The sequence below is a fragment of the Streptomyces sp. NPDC091377 genome, from assembly GCF_044757045.1.
Classification (GTDB): Bacteria; Actinomycetota; Actinomycetes; order Streptomycetales; family Streptomycetaceae; genus Streptomyces.
Window position 1 is genome coordinate 421,061 of sequence record NZ_JBIVUE010000003.1, and the last position, 16,980, is coordinate 438,040.

Annotated in this window: 13 protein-coding genes and 1 pseudogene; 7 read left to right on the plus strand and 7 right to left on the minus strand. The window is 72.9% G+C overall.

The genetic code is table 11. The features are described 5' to 3' along the window. Genes ACIQNG_RS09600 through ACIQNG_RS09610 form a run of 3 tightly spaced genes read right to left on the minus strand, consistent with a single transcriptional unit; the run spans position 1 to position 2,893 of the window. The gene (locus ACIQNG_RS09600; protein ID WP_401483624.1) at positions 1-669 is read right to left on the minus strand and encodes a lactate utilization protein C; all 669 of its coding nucleotides are present in this window, start codon (positions 667-669) and stop codon (positions 1-3) included. Then, positions 666-2,141, minus strand: a complete 1,476-nt coding sequence (locus ACIQNG_RS09605) for a lactate utilization protein B (protein ID WP_401483626.1) — start codon at positions 2,139-2,141, stop codon at positions 666-668. Before ACIQNG_RS09605 ends, ACIQNG_RS09600 begins: the two co-directional genes overlap by 4 nt. Continuing rightward, entirely contained in the window at positions 2,138-2,893 is a 756-nt protein-coding gene (locus ACIQNG_RS09610) for a (Fe-S)-binding protein (RefSeq protein WP_401431654.1), read from the minus strand. Before ACIQNG_RS09610 ends, ACIQNG_RS09605 begins: the two co-directional genes overlap by 4 nt. 241 nt (positions 2,894-3,134) lie before the next feature. Here ACIQNG_RS09610 and ACIQNG_RS09615 point away from each other — a divergent pair, with 241 nt between their 5' ends. The 3 genes and pseudogenes from ACIQNG_RS09615 to ACIQNG_RS09625 all read left to right on the plus strand — a co-directional run bounded on the left by ACIQNG_RS09615 (position 3,135) and on the right by ACIQNG_RS09625 (position 5,708). Continuing rightward, positions 3,135-4,436, plus strand: a complete 1,302-nt coding sequence (locus ACIQNG_RS09615) for an alpha/beta fold hydrolase (RefSeq protein ID WP_401483627.1) — start codon at positions 3,135-3,137, stop codon at positions 4,434-4,436. A gap of 47 nt (positions 4,437-4,483) precedes the next feature. Beyond that, positions 4,484-4,876, plus strand: a pseudogene (locus ACIQNG_RS09620) (RNA polymerase subunit sigma-70); the annotation flags it as partial. Between the two features lie 7 nt (positions 4,877-4,883). Next, positions 4,884-5,708: a pentapeptide repeat-containing protein gene (locus tag ACIQNG_RS09625; protein ID WP_401483628.1), complete on the plus strand. Its 825-nt coding sequence runs from the start codon at positions 4,884-4,886 to the stop codon at positions 5,706-5,708. On the opposite strand, the gene ACIQNG_RS09630 is transcribed toward ACIQNG_RS09625, so the two are convergent. Continuing rightward, complete coding sequence (locus ACIQNG_RS09630) at positions 5,670-7,220, minus strand: cytochrome P450 (RefSeq protein ID WP_401483630.1); 1,551 nt, start codon at positions 7,218-7,220, stop codon at positions 5,670-5,672. The genes ACIQNG_RS09625 and ACIQNG_RS09630 overlap by 39 nt on opposite strands. Positions 7,221-7,383: 163 nt before the next feature. Between ACIQNG_RS09630 and ACIQNG_RS09635 the strand changes: the two genes are divergently transcribed. Beyond that, positions 7,384-7,992, plus strand: coding sequence for a TetR/AcrR family transcriptional regulator (locus ACIQNG_RS09635; RefSeq protein WP_401431667.1), 609 nt, complete (start codon positions 7,384-7,386; stop codon positions 7,990-7,992). A gap of 162 nt (positions 7,993-8,154) precedes the next feature. Next, positions 8,155-8,883: a DUF2470 domain-containing protein gene (locus ACIQNG_RS09640; protein ID WP_401483632.1), complete on the plus strand. Its 729-nt coding sequence runs from the start codon at positions 8,155-8,157 to the stop codon at positions 8,881-8,883. Between the two features lie 47 nt (positions 8,884-8,930). Here the strand turns inward: ACIQNG_RS09640 and ACIQNG_RS09645 are convergent, their stop codons facing one another. The 3 genes from ACIQNG_RS09645 to ACIQNG_RS09655 form a co-directional block, all read right to left on the minus strand. Beyond that, positions 8,931-9,974: a hypothetical protein gene (locus ACIQNG_RS09645; RefSeq protein ID WP_401483633.1), complete on the minus strand. Its 1,044-nt coding sequence runs from the start codon at positions 9,972-9,974 to the stop codon at positions 8,931-8,933. A gap of 126 nt (positions 9,975-10,100) precedes the next feature. Continuing rightward, a complete protein-coding gene (locus ACIQNG_RS09650; RefSeq protein ID WP_401483635.1) occupies positions 10,101-11,357 on the minus strand; it encodes an FUSC family protein in 1,257 nt (418 codons plus the stop codon). A gap of 288 nt (positions 11,358-11,645) precedes the next feature. Continuing rightward, positions 11,646-12,140 (minus strand): FBP domain-containing protein, encoded by a 495-nt coding sequence (locus ACIQNG_RS09655; protein WP_401431678.1) that lies wholly within the window; start codon positions 12,138-12,140, stop codon positions 11,646-11,648. Positions 12,141-12,484: 344 nt separating this feature from the next. Between ACIQNG_RS09655 and ACIQNG_RS09660 the strand changes: the two genes are divergently transcribed. Both ACIQNG_RS09660 and ACIQNG_RS09665 read left to right on the plus strand, forming a co-directional pair. Further along, entirely contained in the window at positions 12,485-13,774 is a 1,290-nt protein-coding gene (locus ACIQNG_RS09660) for an ROK family protein (RefSeq protein WP_401483637.1), read from the plus strand. Between the two features lie 364 nt (positions 13,775-14,138). Then, positions 14,139-16,976, plus strand: a complete 2,838-nt coding sequence (locus ACIQNG_RS09665; protein ID WP_401483639.1) for a carbohydrate-binding protein — start codon at positions 14,139-14,141, stop codon at positions 16,974-16,976. Positions 16,977-16,980 lie beyond the last annotated feature (4 nt).

The following is a 16,980-nucleotide window of genomic DNA, read 5'->3' on the forward strand; positions in this document are numbered from 1 at the left end:
TCACGCTAGCGGCGCCCGCCCCGGCCCGCTCGTCACCAGCACCACCTCCAGCGTGCGCGGCCCGTGCACCCCCTCCACCCGGTCCAGCTCGATGTCACTGGTCGCCGACGGGCCGGAGATCCAGGTCAGCGGCCGGACCGGATCCAGGCGTTCCAGGGCCTGGGGGACGGAGGACACCACCTGGTCCGGGACGCGGACCACACAGATGTGATGGTCCGGCACCAGGGTGATCCGGCGACGGCCCTGGGCGGGGCCGCCGTCCAGCACGATCGTGCCGGTCTCCGCGATCGCCACCGCGCAGCCGGTCACCACGCTCCCGACCGCGTCGAGTTCGTACGGGGTGCTCGCGGCGCGATCCTGGATCCGGGTGGGCCCGTCCGCCGCCAGCCACTGCGGCGGCAGCCCGGGCGGGACCAGCACGGACCGGGAGCCCCGCTCCGCGAGCAGCCGCGTCACCAGGAGAGGCAGCCCCTGCGCATCGGTGCGGTGCACGATCGCCCGGTAGTCCGCCAGATGCGCCGCCAGCAGCTCCACCGTCTCCGCGACACCGCGCGCCCCGTGCTCACGCAGGTACGACCGCTCCACGGCCTCCTCGTACGACGGTTCCTCGCGCGGCACGTCCGCCAGTGCCCGCCGCACCCGGCCCAGGATCCGGTCCCTGCTGCTCATCGCGTGTCCTTCCCGCCGTCGGTCCGCCGCCACCAGTCCCGGAACGGTTCGGCCGGGAACGCCGGCAGATCCCGGCCGGCGCTCCACGCCCGCCCGGGCCCCGGCACCGTACGCGGATGCCAGCGCCGGGTGCGTGCGGCGAGCCGCTGCCCGGTGCGCAGCGCGCCGGGCCGGAGCAGCGCCCAGCGGGCCGCGCGCATCGCCGCCCGCTCGGCCGCGTGCCCCTTCGCCGGCTTGAGCACCACCTTGTCGCCCCGCCGGATCACCGGACCGCCCTCCACCACCCGCTCCCGCAGATGCACCAGCACCTCGGGGATGTCGATGGCGACCGGGCAGACCTCGTAGCAGGCCCCGCACAGCGAGGACGCGAACGGCAGCGAGGCGTCGATCTCACTGGCCGTCCCGCGCAGTTGCGGGCTGAGGATGGCGCCGATCGGGCCGGGGTACACCGAACCGTAGGCATGGCCCCCGGCCCGCTCGTACACCGGGCAGACGTTCAGACAGGCCGAGCAGCGGATGCAGCGCAGCGCCTGGCGGCCCACCGCGTCGGCGAGGGTGTCGGTACGGCCGTTGTCCAGCAGCACCAGATGGAAGGCGCGCGGCCCGTCCCCGTCCGTCGTCCCGGTCCAGGTGCTCGTGTACGGGTTCATCCGCTCCGCCGTCGAGGAGCGCGGCAGGGTCTGGAGGAAGACCTCAAGATCCCGCCAGGTCGGCACCAGCTTCTCGATGCCGACGACCGAGATCAGCGTCTCCGGCAGGGTCAGGCACATCCGTCCGTTGCCCTCGGACTCCACGACCACCATCGTGCCGGTCTCCGCGACCATGAAGTTGGCGCCGGAGATCCCCACCTTCGCGCGCAGGAACTTCTCCCGCAGATGGAGCCGGGCCGCCTCCGCCAGCTCCGCCGGGCTGTCGGTGAGACCCTCGGGCGCCGGGCGGCCCCACCTGCCCATCTCCCGGCGGAAGATGTCCCGGATCTCCCCCCGGTTGCGGTGGATCGCCGGGACCAGGATGTGCGAGGGCCGGTCCCTGCCGAGCTGCACGATCAGCTCGGCGAGATCGGTCTCGTAGGCCCGGATGCCCGCCGCCTCCAGCGCCTCGTTCAGGCCGATCTCCTGGGTGGCCATCGACTTGACCTTCACGACCTCGGACGCGCCGGTCGCCCGGACCAGCCCGGTCACGATCCGGTTGGCCTCGCCCGCGTCGGCCGCCCAGTGCACCGTGCCGCCCGCCGCCGTGACCGACTCCTCCAACCGGACGAGATACCGGTCCAGCCGGCGCAGCGTGTGGTCCTTGATCCGCCGGCCCGCCTCCCGCAGTTCCGCCCAGTCCGACACCTCGGCGACCGCCGTGGCCCGCTTGGCGCGGATGGTGTGCGTCGCGTGCCGCAGATTGCCGCGCAGCGTCGCGTCCCCCACCGCCTCCCGCGCGGCGACCGGAAAGGCAGGCATCCCCACGAACGTCCCGCTCATACGGCCGGCTCCTCCTCCGTGCTCGCCAGGATCTCCGCGAGGTGCACCGGCCGCAGGCGTGTCCCCAGCCGGGTCATGGTGCCGCCGAGGTGCAGCAGACAGGAGTTGTCGGCCGCGCACAGCACCTCGGCACCCGTCGACTCCGCGTCGCGCACCTTGTCCGTGCCCATCGCCGCCGACACATCGGCGTTCTTCACCGCGAACGTCCCCCCGAACCCGCAGCACTCCTCGGCCCCCGGAAGCCCGACCAGCTCCAGCCCCCGCACCGCCCGCAGCAGCCGCGTCGGCCGGTCCCCGAGCCCCAGACCACGCAGCCCATGACAGGTGGGGTGATAGGTCACCCGGTGCGGATAGAACGCGCCGACGTCCGTCACACCCAGCACATCCACGAGGAACTCCGTCAGTTCGTACGTCTTCGGCACGACCGGTTCCAGCAGGGTCGCGAGACCGCCGCCGCGCCCCTCGGCGCGCGCCCGCTCGCCGAGCCGCGGATACAGCTCCCGGACCATCGCCGCGCACGAACCGGACGGGGTCACGATCGCCTCGTACTCACCGAATACATCGGAGAAATGCCGGGCCAGCGGCTCGGCCTCATGGCGGTACCCGGTGTTGTAGTGGGCCTGTCCGCAGCAGGTCTGAGCCATCGGGAAATCGACCTCGACACCCAGTCTGGTCAGCAGTTTCACCACCGCGCGGCCCGTATCCGGATACAGCGTGTCGTTGACGCAGGTCAGGAACAGGGCGACACGCATCACGGCTCCTCGTCGTGGTTCATCGGATGTGTACCGGGGCAACCGTACGCGGGATCAGCGTAATCGGGGACGGTACCGACGGGCAGAGGGCGAGCCGTCCGACCGCGCGGACCGGCCGCCCGCGACGCCCTGGGCTGACCGGCCGTTCAGCCTCCTGGCATGATCCCGGTGGCCGCCGGCCCGCACGGGTGTGCTGGACTGGGACGCGGCCGAAGTCGTCGTCCGTATCGGGAGCCCCCCTTTGAGCGCCAGTTACCGTCAGCCCGGCGTCGTCCTCACCGACCGCCGATTCACCGTGCCCCTCGACCACGACGCCCCCGACGGGGAGACGATCGAGGTCTACGCCCGCGAGGCCGTCGCCGGCGACAAGGCGGGCCAGGACCTGCCGTGGCTGGTCTACCTCCAGGGCGGCCCCGGCTTCGGGGCGAACCGCTTCATCGGGAAGCAGGCATGGCTCGGACGGGCCCTGGACGAGTTCCGCGTCCTCCTCCTGGACCAGCGCGGCACCGGCCACTCCACCCCCGCCAACCGCCAGACCCTCCCGCTGCGCGGCGGCCCCGCCGAACAGGCCGACCACCTCGCCCACTTCCGCGCGGACTCGATCGTCAAGGACTGCGAGCTGATCCGCCGCGAGCTGACCGGCGGCAGGCCCTGGACCGTCCTCGGCCAGAGCTTCGGCGGCTTCTGCACCACGCACTACCTGTCGACCGCGCCCGAGGGCCTCAGCACCGCCCTCATCACCGGCGGCCTGCCCTCCCTCGACGCCCACGCCGACGACGTCTACCGCGCCGCCTACCCGCGCATCGAACGCAAGGTCGCCGCCCACTACGCCCGCTACCCGCAGGACGTCGAGCGCGCCCGCCGGATCGCCGACCACCTCCTCGGCCACGACGTGGTGCTCCCGAACGGCTACCGCCTCACCGTCGAGGCGTTCCAGTCCCTCGGCATCCTGCTCGGCGGCGGCGAGGGCAGCCACCGCCTCCACCACCTCCTGGAGCACGCCTTCCTCCGCACCCCCCGGGGCAGCGAACTCTCCGACGCCTTCCAGGAGGACGTCCAGCAACTGCTGTCCTACGCGGGCCACCCGCTGTACGCCCTCGTCCACGAGGCGTGCTACGCCCAGGGCCCCCGGCCCACCGCCTGGTCCGCCGAACGGGTGCGCACCGAGTTCCCGCAGTTCGACGCCGCCAAGACCCTCACCGGCGACGGACCCCTGCTGTTCACCGGCGAGTCCGTCCACCCCTGGATGTTCGACTGCGACCCGGCGCTGCGCCCGCTGCGCGAGACCGCCGAACTCCTCGCCGCCCGCACCGACTGGCCCACCCTCTACGACGCCGAACGGCTCGCCGCCAACGAGGTCCCGGTCGCCGCCGCCGTCTACCACGACGACATGTACGTCGACACCGCCCACTCCCTGCGCACCGCCGCGACCGTGCGCGGTCTGCGGACCTGGGTGACCGACGAGTTCGAGCACGACGGGGTCCGCGCGGGCGGCCCGCGCGTACTGGACCGGCTGCTGGCACTGGCCCGCGACGAGGTGTGAACACCCCCCGGGCGAGCGACGCCGCCACCTCTGCCGGGCCCCCGCCCGGCCTGGCCCTGCTGGTGGTCCGGGAGCGACTGGAGCCCGCCGAACGCCTGGCGTTCGTCCCGCACGACCTGTTCGCCGTGCCCTTCGACGACATCGCGCCCGTCGTCGAGCGCACCCCGGCCGCCACCCGGCAGCTCGCCGGCCGCGCCCGGCGCCGGGTCCGGGACGCCACCCCGGCCGCCGACCCCGACCTCGGGCGCCGGCGTGCCGCGGCCGAGGCGTTCCTGGCCGCCTCCCGCGCGGGCGACTTCGACCCGGAGCCGGAGCCGGGGGCGGGTACGGTCATGGCGCTCACCGTCGCCGACGGACGGATCACGCACCTGTACATCCTGGCCGACCCGGAGCGGACGGCCCGCCTCGCACTCGGCCCGCTCGTCGGCGGGGAAGGCTGAGGGACGGATGCGGGACCACGCCGCCGACCTCGCCCTGCTGCGGGGGGACTGCGAGAACTGCTTCGGGCTGTGCTGCGTGGCCCTGCCCTTCGCCGCCTCCGCGGACTTCGCACGCGACAAGCCCGCCGGGACCCCCTGCCCCGAGCTGGGCGCGGACCACCGGTGCGGGATCCACGCCCGGCTGCGGCAACGGGGCTTCACCGGCTGCACGGTCTACGACTGTTTCGGCGCCGGTCAGAAGGTGTCGCAGGGCACCTTCGGCGGCGCCGACTGGCGTGGCGGCCCCGGTGACCGGGCGGCGCGGATGTTCGCGGTCTTCCCGGTCGTCCGGCACCTGCACGAACTGCTCCGCTATCTCACCGAGGCCCTCACCCTGCCCGCCGCCCGCGCGATCCACCCGGACCTGCGCGACGCCCTGCACCGCACCGAAGCGCTCACCCACGGCACCCCGGAGGAACTCACCACCCTCGACCTGCCCGCCCACCGGCAGGAGGTGAACGCCCTGCTCCTGAGAACGAGCGAACTGGCCCGCGCCGGACGCCCCGGTCCCGATCACCGGGGTGCCGATCTGGTCGGGGCCCGGCTGAAGGGGGCCGATCTGCGGAGGGCGAATCTGCGGGGGGCCTGTCTCATCGCCGCCGACCTCACCGGCGCCGATCTGCGGGGCGCCGACCTCATCGGCGCCGATCTGCGGGACGCGGACCTGACGGACGCCGATCTCACCGGCGCCTTCTTCCTCACCCAGCCGCAGGTGAACGCCGCCCGGGGGAGCGGGGGCACCCGGCTGCCGGGCTCAGTGACCAGGCCCCCGCACTGGACGGCCGGGCGCTGAGGGGTCGGTGGGCCCGGAAGGGACGTCCCCCTCAGCGCCCGGCCGCTGACCGGGCACCTCACTTCCGCCACCGGCCTCCCGTCGCCCGACCCGCAGGCGCAGCCCCACCGGCATCAGGGTCAGCCGCTCCGTCACCCGGAGGCGGTAGGCCGGGTCGGGCCGGAACTCGTAGCGGCGCAGGAGCAGGCCCAGGACCAGCGTGGCCTCGTGCAGGGCGAACTGGCGGCCGATACAGGCCCGGGCTCCCGTCCCGAACGGCTTGAAGGTGTGCGGCGCCCGCGCCCGGACCGCCTTGGCCTCGAAGCGGTCCGGGTCGAAGGCGTCCGCGTCCGCGCCCCAGACCGCCGGATCGCGGTGGAGCAGCGAGGTCAGCACCAGCGTCCACGCGCCGCGCAGCATCGGATGCTCCCCGGCCAGCACCGTGTCGTGCCGGGCCTCGCGGGCGAACGCCGGCGCGGTCGGCCACAGCCGCAGCGTCTCGTCCAGCACCCGGCGGACGTAGCGCAGCTTGGCGACCTGCTCGTAGCCGGGCGTCCCCGTTGCACCCCACACCTGGTCCACCTCGGCCCGCGCGCGGGCGGCGACCTCCGGATGCCGGGCCAGATAGTGCAGGGCGAACGACAGCGCGCCGGACGTGGTCTCGTGGCCCGCCACCAGGAAGGTGATGACCTGCCGCCGGACGTTCTCGGCCGACAGCCGCTCACCGGTGCCCGGATGGGCCGTCTCCAGCATCCGGTCCAGCAGATCACCGTCCCCGCTCGCCGAGCGGCGGGCGCGGACCAGGTCGTCGACCGTGCGGTTCAGATAGGCGATCCCCGCGTCGCTGCGGCGGTTCGCCCCGCGCAGCAGCAGCGGGGTGAGCGGCGCGGGCACGTTGTTGAGGCGCTGGGCGTAGGCGAGGGTGTCGATCATCGCGGTGACGAAGGGATGCGGACGGGAACGCTCGAAGGAGCCGAAGTCATGGCCGAAGCCGGTGCGCGCGATGGTCTCCAGGGTCAGTTTGGTCATGTCGCCCGGCACGTCCACGGTCCGTCCGGAGGCCGCCGCGCGGTCCCAGTGCTCCACCAGCCGGTCCGTCACGTCCAGCATCATCGGGTGGTAGCCGGCCATCGCCTCCCGGCTGAACCCGGGCGCCAGCACGTCGTGCGCCAACTGCCAGGTCCGCTCGTGGTTGTACGCGGTGAACAGCCCGTCGCCGGCCACCGGCCGCAGATTCGCGACCCCGACCCCGACATGCTTGGCGAACCGGGACTCGTCCGACAGGTCGGCCACCAGCCCGGAGCCCCACACGAACACGAACTCCTTCCCGAAGGCCCGGCGCCGGAAGATGGGGCCCAGCCGCCGCCCCTGGCGCATGGAGTCCTGGAGCGGGCTGCGCGGACGGGCTCCGACCACGTCCCCGAGCAGCGGGAGCCGGTACGGCGGACACGGGATGCGGTGCAGTTCGGGCCAGCCGGTCTCGGCGCTGCGGAAGCCCTTCGGCAGCGGGCCCTGTGTCGTCGTCTCCGCCATGACGCGATCTCCCTCGACTCGGCGGCGGGTTGCGCGGTCCGTACACCGGGTCTCGCGGCGTCACACGTCGGCTCGTATGGCGTCCCGTACGGCGTATTGGACATGGGTTCAATAACGGACAGTGTCGACCGCTCATTGAATCCGCGTCAAGTAAAGTGCCGACATGGCAGCCGATCAGGGCGCGCGCACACGTAGCCGGCTCAGTACCGAGCAGCGCCGGGAGCAACTCCTTTCGGTCGGCGCGCGGCTGTTCTCCGACCATCCGTACGACGAGGTGTGGATAGAGCAGGTCGCCGAGATCGCCGGAGTGTCACGCGGGCTCCTGTATCACTACTTCCCGACCAAACGGGACTTCTTCGCGGCCGTCGTGGAGCGCGAGAGCGCACGCATGCTGCGGATGACCGCCGCTGTACCCGGTGTTCCCGTTCGCGACCAGCTCACCACCGGACTGGACGTCTATCTGGAGTACGTCCGCGAGCACGCCCACGGCTTCCGCGCCTTCCACCGGGCCGACGCGGCCGGGGACCAGTCCGTGCGCCGGGTGTACCACCGGGCGCTCGCCGCGCAGGAGCGGCAGATCCTGGCCGCTCTGGAGGCCGACCCCGAGCTGGGGCCCGCCGTGGCCGCGCGGCCGGAGCTGAGGCTCGCGGTGCGCGGCTGGCTGGCGTTCACGACGTCCGTCTGCCTGGAGTGGCTGCGCGGCTCCGATCTGACCCGGGACCAGGTGCGGGAGCTGTGCGCGCGGGCGCTGCTCGGGATCGTCTCGCGGTGAGCGCGGCCCATCGATGAGAGGGAACCCCGCGGGGACCCCGTATCAGGCCGTGGTCGTCCGCGCGCGTACTTCCTCGATTGTGTGATGTGGTCGCGCGCCTGGTTGGCGCACACCCCGATCTTCGATAGGTTAGGCAAGCCTTACCTTATGTAGGAGGATCGGATGGGTGACAGCCAGACCTGGACGGCCGCCCCCGGCGCGGCGGAACGAGCACGGTCCGTGCTCGCCTCCGCCTGGTCGTGCGCGGTGACCGCGAACGGCGGCCGGGAGGAGTTGGTCGGTGCGCACGAGGTCGCCGAGGACGGCCGGATCTACCTCGACGTGCCCGACGACGGCGCGTTGCTCGCCGCGGCCCTGTGCGCCCCACGCGGCGAGCCGTCCGCCGTGCTGGAGTTCGCCGACGTGGCCCCCGTGCCCGTACGCCAGCGCATCCGGGCCCGGCTCTGGCTGGCCGGCTGGTGCGCGGTCACCGACGGCCGGCTCGTCTTCCGGGCGACCCGCGTGGTGCTGCACCAGCCCACCGGAGCGGAGGTCGTGGACCTGGGCGAGTTCTCGACCGCCTCGCCCGACCCGCTCGCCACCGCCGAGTCCGGGCTCCTCACCCATCTCGCCGACGCCCACCCGGACGCCGTCGAACGGCTCACCCGCCTCGTGGAACCCGACAGCCTGCACGGCGTCGTCCGCGTCCAGCCGCTCGCCGTCGACCGCCACGGACTCACCCTGCGCATAGAGCGCAGCCGCGCCCACGGCGACGTGCGCCTCCCCTTCCACGCGCCCGCCGACACCGTCGCCCAGCTCACCGAGCGCATGCACGTCCTGCTCGTGCAGGCCAACGCCGCCGCCTGCACCCGCCCCGCGCTCCAGCGCCAGCGCACCGACCGGGACGGCTGAGGCGACCGCCACGACCCGATTCCCCCCACCCCTTCGCCGTACCCCGTTCACCAGTCCCCGTCCCGCACCGGCTCGCCCGCCGCGTCGCCCAGGGGCTTGATCTGCCCGGGTGCCGGCTCCTGCCACGGTTCGTGGTCGTCGCCGAGCCACTCGCCGACCGGTCGCACCGCGGTGAGCCGGTCCGTCGGTGTCAGATCCTCGGCCTCGTCGTCGTAGTAGTCGAACCAGGGCAGTCCCGCGCGCGTGTACATCGCACGGTCCACCGGCGACGGCGGCGGTGCCTCGCCGGTGATGCGGCGCCACTCCGGCGGGGTCACCAGATGCACGAACACCCGCCCCGACGGCTGCCGCTCCCAGTGCGAGGACGGCCGCTCGTCGCGGTAGACCTCCTGACGCATGGAGCCGCCGACGCCGAGCCCCATCGCCGCGCCGCGGGCCCGGGGCGCGCCCCGGGACGCCGACGCCGCCACCGGACCGGCCCCGGGCGCCATCGGCATCGCCGCGCCGTAACCCGTGGGCGCCGCCGTACGCCGCTCGACCGAGGCCCGTCGGCGCTGCTCCTCCCGCCAGGCGGCCAGTTCCTCCTCGCGCAGCGCGAACGACCGGAGTTGCAGGCCGCCCCACACCTCCTCGCCGGTGACCTGCCCCTCGACGGTCGCGCCCAGCCCCAGCGGCACCGCCACGAACTGGCGGACGGTGCCCTTCCCCGAGTTGATGCCGTCCAGCCACGGCTGACGCGGCAGCACCACATAGTTCTGCGGCGTCCGGGAGAGCCGGTCGCTCCACGGTTCTCCCGAGACCGCGCAGACCTTGCCCACCCCGATCTGGAGCGCGGCGGGCTCGGCCGTGCCGTGGAAGCTCAGCCACATCGCCTCCCGCAGATGGACCGGGAGCAGCACACCGCCGCGCGACAGCCACTCCGGCGGCGCGGTGTCGGGAAAGTCCGTGACCGGGCGCAGCGGGAACGCGCCGAGGGCGGGCGGCAGCGCGTGCGTCCCGGTCTCCGGCAGCCGCAGCGTCCGCATGAACCGCACCGCCGCACCCCCGGGCAGCCGCAGTGTGTCCCCGTCGATCCGCACCGTCCCCGTCATACGCCCATTCCCCTCGCTCGCCCCACCGGGAAGCCCACGCGGATGCCCGGCCGGATCCCACCCGGATTTCCCCCGGACTTCCTCCGGATTTCTCCCGGACTTCCTCCGGGGTCCCGCGACCCTCTCTCACGTAGAACGACGCGCGGCGGCAGCCCGGTTCCGCATCCGGCGCCGCGAGGCCCGCACCCGCTCCCGTGCCCGCGTCAGCCGCGGCCGGCGTTCGCGCTGCTCGCGCGAGTGGCGGTCGAGTTCCTCGAACAGCCGGCGCGTGCGGTGCTCGGTGTCGAGTTCGTCGATGATGCGGGTCGCCTCGGTGAGGAGGGCGCCGTACAACTGCCACTGCCGGTCGTCCCGCCGTACGTTCTCCAGCAGTATCCGGGCCAGCGCGTCCCGGGTCGCCCCCGCCTGCCGCAGTTCGGAGGTGAGCCGCTCCTCCGCCGATTCGGCGCTCACACTGACACTGGTCGTCACCAGCACCGCGAAGCTCACCACGGCGTCCGCGATCTCGGACAGCAACTGCTCCACGACCTCGCCCGCGGGCGGCGGGAACAGCGGCTCCGGCTCCCGCTCCTTGGCCAGATCGGTGAGCGTGCGCGCGATCACCCGCAGCACGACCGTGCAGATCTCCAGGGTGTCCAGCCCGGTGCGCAGCACGATCCGGTGCAACAGCCCCTCCCGCACCCGCGGGTTCAGCCGCAGACTGTCCTCCGCCTGCCGCAGATCGGCGTCCACCTGGGTGATGTCGTGGTCGAGCCGCCGGGCCTCGTGCAGCCGCTCGGCCGCCTGCTGCGGCGGCGTACGGCCCGCCGCCTCCTCCCCGCAGCGCAGCATCAGCTGCCGCACCCGGCGGGCCAGTCCGTCGATCGACTCACCGGCCTCGTCCACCCAGACCGGCGGGGCGAGCAGCAGATTGCAGGCGAGGCCGACGGCCGCGCCGATCAGCGTCTCCAGCACCCGCGACCAGGCCGTGTTGCCGACGGCGGTGACCCCGAGCACCAGCATCGCGCTGATCGCCACCTCGGGCACGAACTCGTCGACCCGCACCAGATGCCCCACCACCAGCGCGGCGATGATGACCAGCGCGAGACTCCACCAGGTCAGCCCCACGAGCAGACTGAAGGCGATGGCCACGAGCACGCCCGCGACGACCGAGTTGACCCGGCGGATCCCGGTCGTGAGCGTCGAGTAGAGCGTGACCTGGACGACGAGCAGGGCCGTGAGGGGCGCGGTGAGCGGGACCGACTCCGGGCTGAGCCGCAGCGCGATGACATACGCGATCGTCGCCGCGGCCGTCGACCGCAGCATCTGCACGATCACCGGGTCCCGGCTGCGCCGCACCACCTCGGGGCCGACCCGCGCCCACCACTTCCTCATGTCTCGCATCCCTTGGGCTCTTCCCGCTGACCGGCTGTGCCGAACGTGACACGGGGTACGCCAGGGGCGGACGAGGGAACGGGAACCCGGGGCATGGGCATCCTCGCGGCGGCGAGGCACCCCATCGCCCGCACGCCGTCCCCGCCTTGCGGGACCGGGCCATGGGCCATCCGGGCGAGGCCACTCGGCCGATCCGTGGACCGAGAGTCCGTGGACGGCGGATCCGTGGACCGAGGATCCGTGAACGCCGAATCCGTGGACCGAGGATCCATGGACGGCGGATCCGTGGCCGCCCCGTCAGTCGTAGAGCTTGTCGAGGAAGGCCGACAGATTCCCGGTCGTCCGCGCGATCTGCTCCTCCAGGGTGAGGCTCTCCTTGAACCGGGCCCCGCCGCCCAGGGCCTTCTTGCCCCGCACATACAGGGAGCAGGCGAGGTCGGTGCACATGTACAGGCCGACCGAGTTGCCCTCGCGGCCCGCGGCGCCCGCCTTGCGGGCCGTCATCAGCGAGACCCCGCCGCTCGGATGGGTCGTCAGACACAGCCCGCACATGCTGCGATGGAGGAAGCCCCGCTGCGACGACGGGAACCGCAGCGCGATCCCCACCAGCCGCCCGCCCCGCTCGGTCACCAGGTGGCTGCGGTCGGGCGCCCCCGGATCGCGCCAGCCGAGGAAGTCGAGGTCGTCCCAGGGCAGGGTGTCGAGGTCCCTGGGGACGGCCAGCCGCTTGGCCTCTCCCTTGGAGCAGTTCACGAAAGAACCACGGATGTCCTGCTCGGTGAGCGATCGCACGGAAGCCTCCTGAAGGCCCTCATCATCTCCCTAGAGTCCCTAGGAGCCCGCCTATGGTAGAGAGCAGCGGTGGCGGGAGGCCAACGGATTTCCGCCAGGCCCGCCCACCGGATTTTCCGGGAAGTCACTGGATCAAGGGGAGGCCGTGGGACATACCCTGTACAGGGGCCGCACAGGGGGCGCACAGCGAGATCCCGCGATCTTCCGCACGCGCCCGGGGCGACCCGCCGCATCGGCTCCGCCCTCCGCTTCGCTCATTACGTGAATTAAGGGTTCGAGGAAGGGCGCGCCCCGCGCGACCCGAGAGGTATGTTGCAGGTCGGACACGGGGCGGAAGGAGTCGTATGACGGGGCGGAACGGGCGCACGGTACGGGATCTGAGGCGGGCCAACCGCACGGCCGTGCTGCAGAGGCTGTACTTCGACGGCCCTCTCAGCCGCTTCGAACTGGGCCCCGCGACGGGCCTCAGCTCCGGATCGATCAGCAATGTCGTCGCCGACCTGGTCGGGGACGGTCTGGTGGAGGAGGCGGGCAGTGTCGAATCCGACGGCGGCCGGCCCCGCACCCTGCTGAGGGTCGCGCCCACCAGCGGCCACCTGATCGGCGTGGACGTCGGCGAGACCAGGGTGCGGGTCGAGCTGTTCGACCTCGCGCTCACCGAACTCGCCCGCACCGAGCGCCCGCTGGAGCCCCAGCGGTACGACGTGGAGGTCGTCGTCGGCCATGTCCGCGACGCCGTCACCGAGGTGATCGCCGCCACGGGCATCGGGCCCGAGCAGTTGCTCGGCGTCGGGATCGGGGTGCCCGGCATCGTCGAGCGCACCCCGGAGCGCGGCGCGGTCGTGCACGGGCAGACCATCGGCTGGGACGCGGTGCCGCTGGAGGAACTGCTGCGCGAGGGGTCCCCGCTCCCGGGCCCGGTCCCGTACTTCATCGACAACGGCGCCAAGACCCTGGGCCAGGCGGAGATGTGGTTCGGCGGCGGGCGCGGGGCGCACAACGCGGTGGTCGTGCTCTTCGGCTCCGGTGTCGGCGCCTGTCTGGTCACCCCGGAGGTGGAGCACGGGCGGGCCGTCGAGTGGGGGCATCTGACGGTCCGGGTGCGCGGCCGGCGCTGCCGCTGCGGCGCCCTCGGCTGCCTGGAGGCGTACGCGGGCGCCGAGTCGCTGCTGGAGCGCTGGGGGGAGGCGGGTGGACGGCCCCCGCGGGACACCGACGAGGAGACCGCGCTGACCGCGATGCTCGCCGCCGCCTACCCGGCCGAGGGCGGTGAGCCCGACCCGGTCGCCCTCGGGGTGCTGGAGGAGACGGCCGAGTACCTGGGCGCGGGACTGTCCGACCTGATCAACCTCTTCCAGCCCGAACGCATCCTGATCGGCGGCTGGGCCGGGCTCCAGCTCGGGACCCGGTTCCTGCCGGCCGTGCGGCGCCACGCGACGTCGTACGCGCTGACGTACCCGGCGCGGAAGGTGACGGTCGAACTGGGCCGGCTCGGGCCCGACGCGGTCACCGTCGGCGCCGCGATCCTGCCCCTGGCCGACTTCTTCGCCCGGGGCGGCCGACGCCCCGAGCCCGTACCGGAGGGGCCGACACCCGCCTGGCAGGCGGTCCTGGAGGAACGCGCCCCGCGGTGACCCGCCCCTCCGCGCGGACGCGCCCCGCGGTGACCCGTCCACCGCGCGGACGCGACCTCCGCGCGGACGCGGCCCCACGGTGACGTGCCCTCCGGGAGGGTGCGGCCTCGTGAGTAACCCGCCCGCGACAACCGCCCGTCACGCAATTTTGACAGGCTCTTGACAAATCATCGGGTGCCTCGCAGCATGCAAAGGGTCAGCAGAACTCTGCAATTCCCTTGATGTGTAACGCAATTAATGCACAGGGCACGGACTCGACCGTCCCTCGGCCGAGCACCGGTCCGGGCATCACACCTGCACCCGGCAAGCGCGGCCGGCGCGCGTCTTGCCTGACATCCCCCACCGTCAGGAAGGACGATCCTCCATGTCTTGGCGCCCACGCGCAGGGCTGAGAACGCTCGCCGCGCTCGCGCTCGTACTGGCCGGAGCCGTCACGGCGCCCGCGGCCGGTACGGCGTCCGCGGCCCCGGCGGACCTCCCGCCCGCCGACTACCAACAGGTCCGACTCGCCACCGGCGCGGCCGAGACGGGCGAGCCCATGTCGCTGGCCGTGCTGCCCGACCGCTCGGTGCTGCACACCGCCCGCGACGGCACGATCCGCCTCACCGACGCCGCGGGCAACACCCGGCAGGCCGGGAAACTGGACGTCTACACCCATGACGAGGAAGGGCTCCAGGGGATCGTCGCCGACCCCGCCTTCACCACCAACCGCCACGTGTACGTCTACTACTCCCCGAGGCTCGGCACCCCGGCGGGCGACGCCCCCACCACCGGCACGGCCGCCGACTTCGAGCCCTGGAAGGGCCACCTCAACCTGTCCCGGTTCACCCTGCGCGCCGACGGCACCCTGGACATGGCCAGCGAGAAGATCGTCCTCGAAGTGCCCAACGACCGCGGACAGTGCTGCCACGTCGGCGGCGACCTGGACTTCGACGCCGCCGGGAACCTGTATCTGACCACTGGCGACGACACCAACCCGTTCGACTCCGCGGGCTACGCGCCGATCGACGAACGCACCGACCGTAACCCGCAGTTCGACGCCCAGCGCAGCTCCGGCAACACCAACGACCTGCGCGGCAAACTGCTGCGGATCAGGCCGACCGCGGCCGGCGGCTACACCGTCCCCGCGGGCAACCTCTTCGCACCCGGCACAGCAGGCACCCGGCCCGAGATCTACGCCATGGGCTTCCGCAACCCGTTCCGGATGTCCGTGGACCGCGCGACCGGCACTGTCTACCTCGGTGACTACGGCCCCGACGCGGGCGGCACCGACCCCGGCCGGGGCCCCGGCGGCCAGGTCGAGTTCGACCGCATCACCTCGCCCGGCAACTACGGCTGGCCGTACTGCACGGGAACGAACACGGCCGGCGAGACGTACAACGAGTACACCTTCCCGAGCGGCCCCTCGGCCGCCAAGTACAACTGCTCCGGCGGCCCCGCCAACAACTCCTTCCGCAACACCGGCCGGGCCACCCTCCCGCCCGCCCGCCCGAGCTGGATCAAGTACGGACTGGACGGCTCACCCCCGGAGTTCGGCGGCGGCTCCGAGTCCCCGATGGGCGGCGAGGTCTACCGCTACGACCCGAACTCCACCTCCACGGTGAAGTTCCCGCAGTCCCTCGACGGCCGCTTCTTCGCCGCCGAGTACGGCCGCCGGTGGATCAAGGCCATCGAGGTCAGGAGCGACGGCTCGTACGGCGCCATCGAGAACATGCCCTGGAACGGCACCCAGGTGATGGACACCGACTTCGGCCCCGACGGCGCGCTCTACGTCCTGGACTACGGCACCGGGAGCAACAACTCCGCCCTGTACCGCATCGAGTACCTCGGCGGCGCCAACCGCAACCCCGTCGCCCAGGCCACCGCCGACCGCACTTCCGGCGCCCTCCCGCTCACCGTGCAGTTCTCCTCCCAGGGCAGCTCCGACCCCGAGGGCGGCGCCCTCACCCACTCCTGGAACTTCGGCGACGGCACCACCTCCACCCAGGCCAACCCCAGCCACACCTACACCACCGCGGGCACCTTCCGGCCCACCCTCATCGTCCGTGACCCCCAAGGGCTCACCGGCACCGCCAGCCTGGTGATCACCACCGGGAACACCGCGCCCACGGTGACCCTGCAACAACCCCTGGACGGACAGCCGTTCTCCTTCGGCGACACCGTGCCCTTCCGGGTACAGGTCACCGACCCCGAGGACGGCACGGTCGACTGCGCCAAGGTCAAGGTCACCTATCTCCTCGGCCACGACAGCCACACCCACGCCATCACCTCCACCAACGGCTGCCAGGGCACCCTCACCGTGCCCGCCGACGGCGAACACGACAGCGCCGCCAACCTCTACGGAGTGTTCGACGCCGAGTACACCGACAGCGCCGGACTGACCGGCCACTCCCTGCGCACCCTGCAACCACGCCACCGCCAGGGCGAACACTTCGGCGCCCAGTCGGGCATCCAGATCGCCGACCACGCCCCCGCCGAGGGCGGCAGGACCGTGGGCTTCACCGACGACGGCGACTGGATCTCCTTCAAGCCCTACGCCCTCGTCGGCGCCACCAAGTTCACCGCCCGGGTCTCCTCCGGCGGCACCGGCGGCCGGATCGAGGTCCGCGCCGGCTCCACCACCGGAACCCTGCTCGGCACCGCGACCGTGCCGGTGACCGGCGGCTGGGAGACCTTCACCGACGTCACCGCCGATCTGAGCGGGGCGCCCGCCGGGACCACCGAGCTGTATCTGGTCTTCCGCGGCCCGACCGGACAGGGCAACCTCTTCGACCTGGACGCCTTCACCCTCGCCACCGGCGGCGCCACGACCACCCCCTGGGAGGCGGAGTCGTACAGCTCGGCCTCCGGTGTCCAGGCCGCCGCGCACGGCCCGGCCAGCGGCGGCCAGACCCTCGGCTACATCGACAACGGCGACTGGGCGGGCTACGCCTCCGTCTCCACCACCGGCGCCACCTCGTTCTCCGCCCGGGTCTCCTCCGCGGGCGCGGGCGGCACCGTGCAGATCCGCTCCGGCTCCCCGACCGGACCCCTGCTCGGCTCGGTGACGGTCCCGGTGACCGGCGGCTGGGAGACCTTCACCACCGTCAGCACCACCCTCAACGGCAAGGGCAGCGGCCCGCTCTTCCTCACCTTCACCGGCGGCGCGGGCGCCCTCTTCGACCTCGACACCTTCACGCTCGGCACGGCCCGAAAGGGGTGACCAC

Excerpts from the sequence above, each read along its gene's own strand:
- ACIQNG_RS09625 (WP_401483628.1), top strand. The coding sequence starts at position 4,884 with ATGCGGGACCACGCCGCCGACCTCGCCCTGCTGCGGGGGGACTGCGAG.
- ACIQNG_RS09610 (WP_401431654.1), bottom strand. The coding sequence starts at position 2,893 with ATGCGTGTCGCCCTGTTCCTGACCTGCGTCAACGACACGCTGTATCCG.
- ACIQNG_RS09665 (WP_401483639.1), top strand. The coding sequence starts at position 14,139 with ATGTCTTGGCGCCCACGCGCAGGGCTGAGAACGCTCGCCGCGCTCGCG.
- ACIQNG_RS09600 (WP_401483624.1), bottom strand. The coding sequence starts at position 669 with ATGAGCAGCAGGGACCGGATCCTGGGCCGGGTGCGGCGGGCACTGGCG.
- ACIQNG_RS09650 (WP_401483635.1), bottom strand. The coding sequence starts at position 11,357 with ATGCGAGACATGAGGAAGTGGTGGGCGCGGGTCGGCCCCGAGGTGGTG.
- ACIQNG_RS09635 (WP_401431667.1), top strand. The coding sequence starts at position 7,384 with ATGGCAGCCGATCAGGGCGCGCGCACACGTAGCCGGCTCAGTACCGAG.
- ACIQNG_RS09660 (WP_401483637.1), top strand. The coding sequence starts at position 12,485 with ATGACGGGGCGGAACGGGCGCACGGTACGGGATCTGAGGCGGGCCAAC.
- ACIQNG_RS09645 (WP_401483633.1), bottom strand. The coding sequence starts at position 9,974 with ATGACGGGGACGGTGCGGATCGACGGGGACACACTGCGGCTGCCCGGG.
- ACIQNG_RS09605 (WP_401483626.1), bottom strand. The coding sequence starts at position 2,141 with ATGAGCGGGACGTTCGTGGGGATGCCTGCCTTTCCGGTCGCCGCGCGG.
- ACIQNG_RS09630 (WP_401483630.1), bottom strand. The coding sequence starts at position 7,220 with ATGGCGGAGACGACGACACAGGGCCCGCTGCCGAAGGGCTTCCGCAGC.
- ACIQNG_RS09640 (WP_401483632.1), top strand. The coding sequence starts at position 8,155 with ATGGGTGACAGCCAGACCTGGACGGCCGCCCCCGGCGCGGCGGAACGA.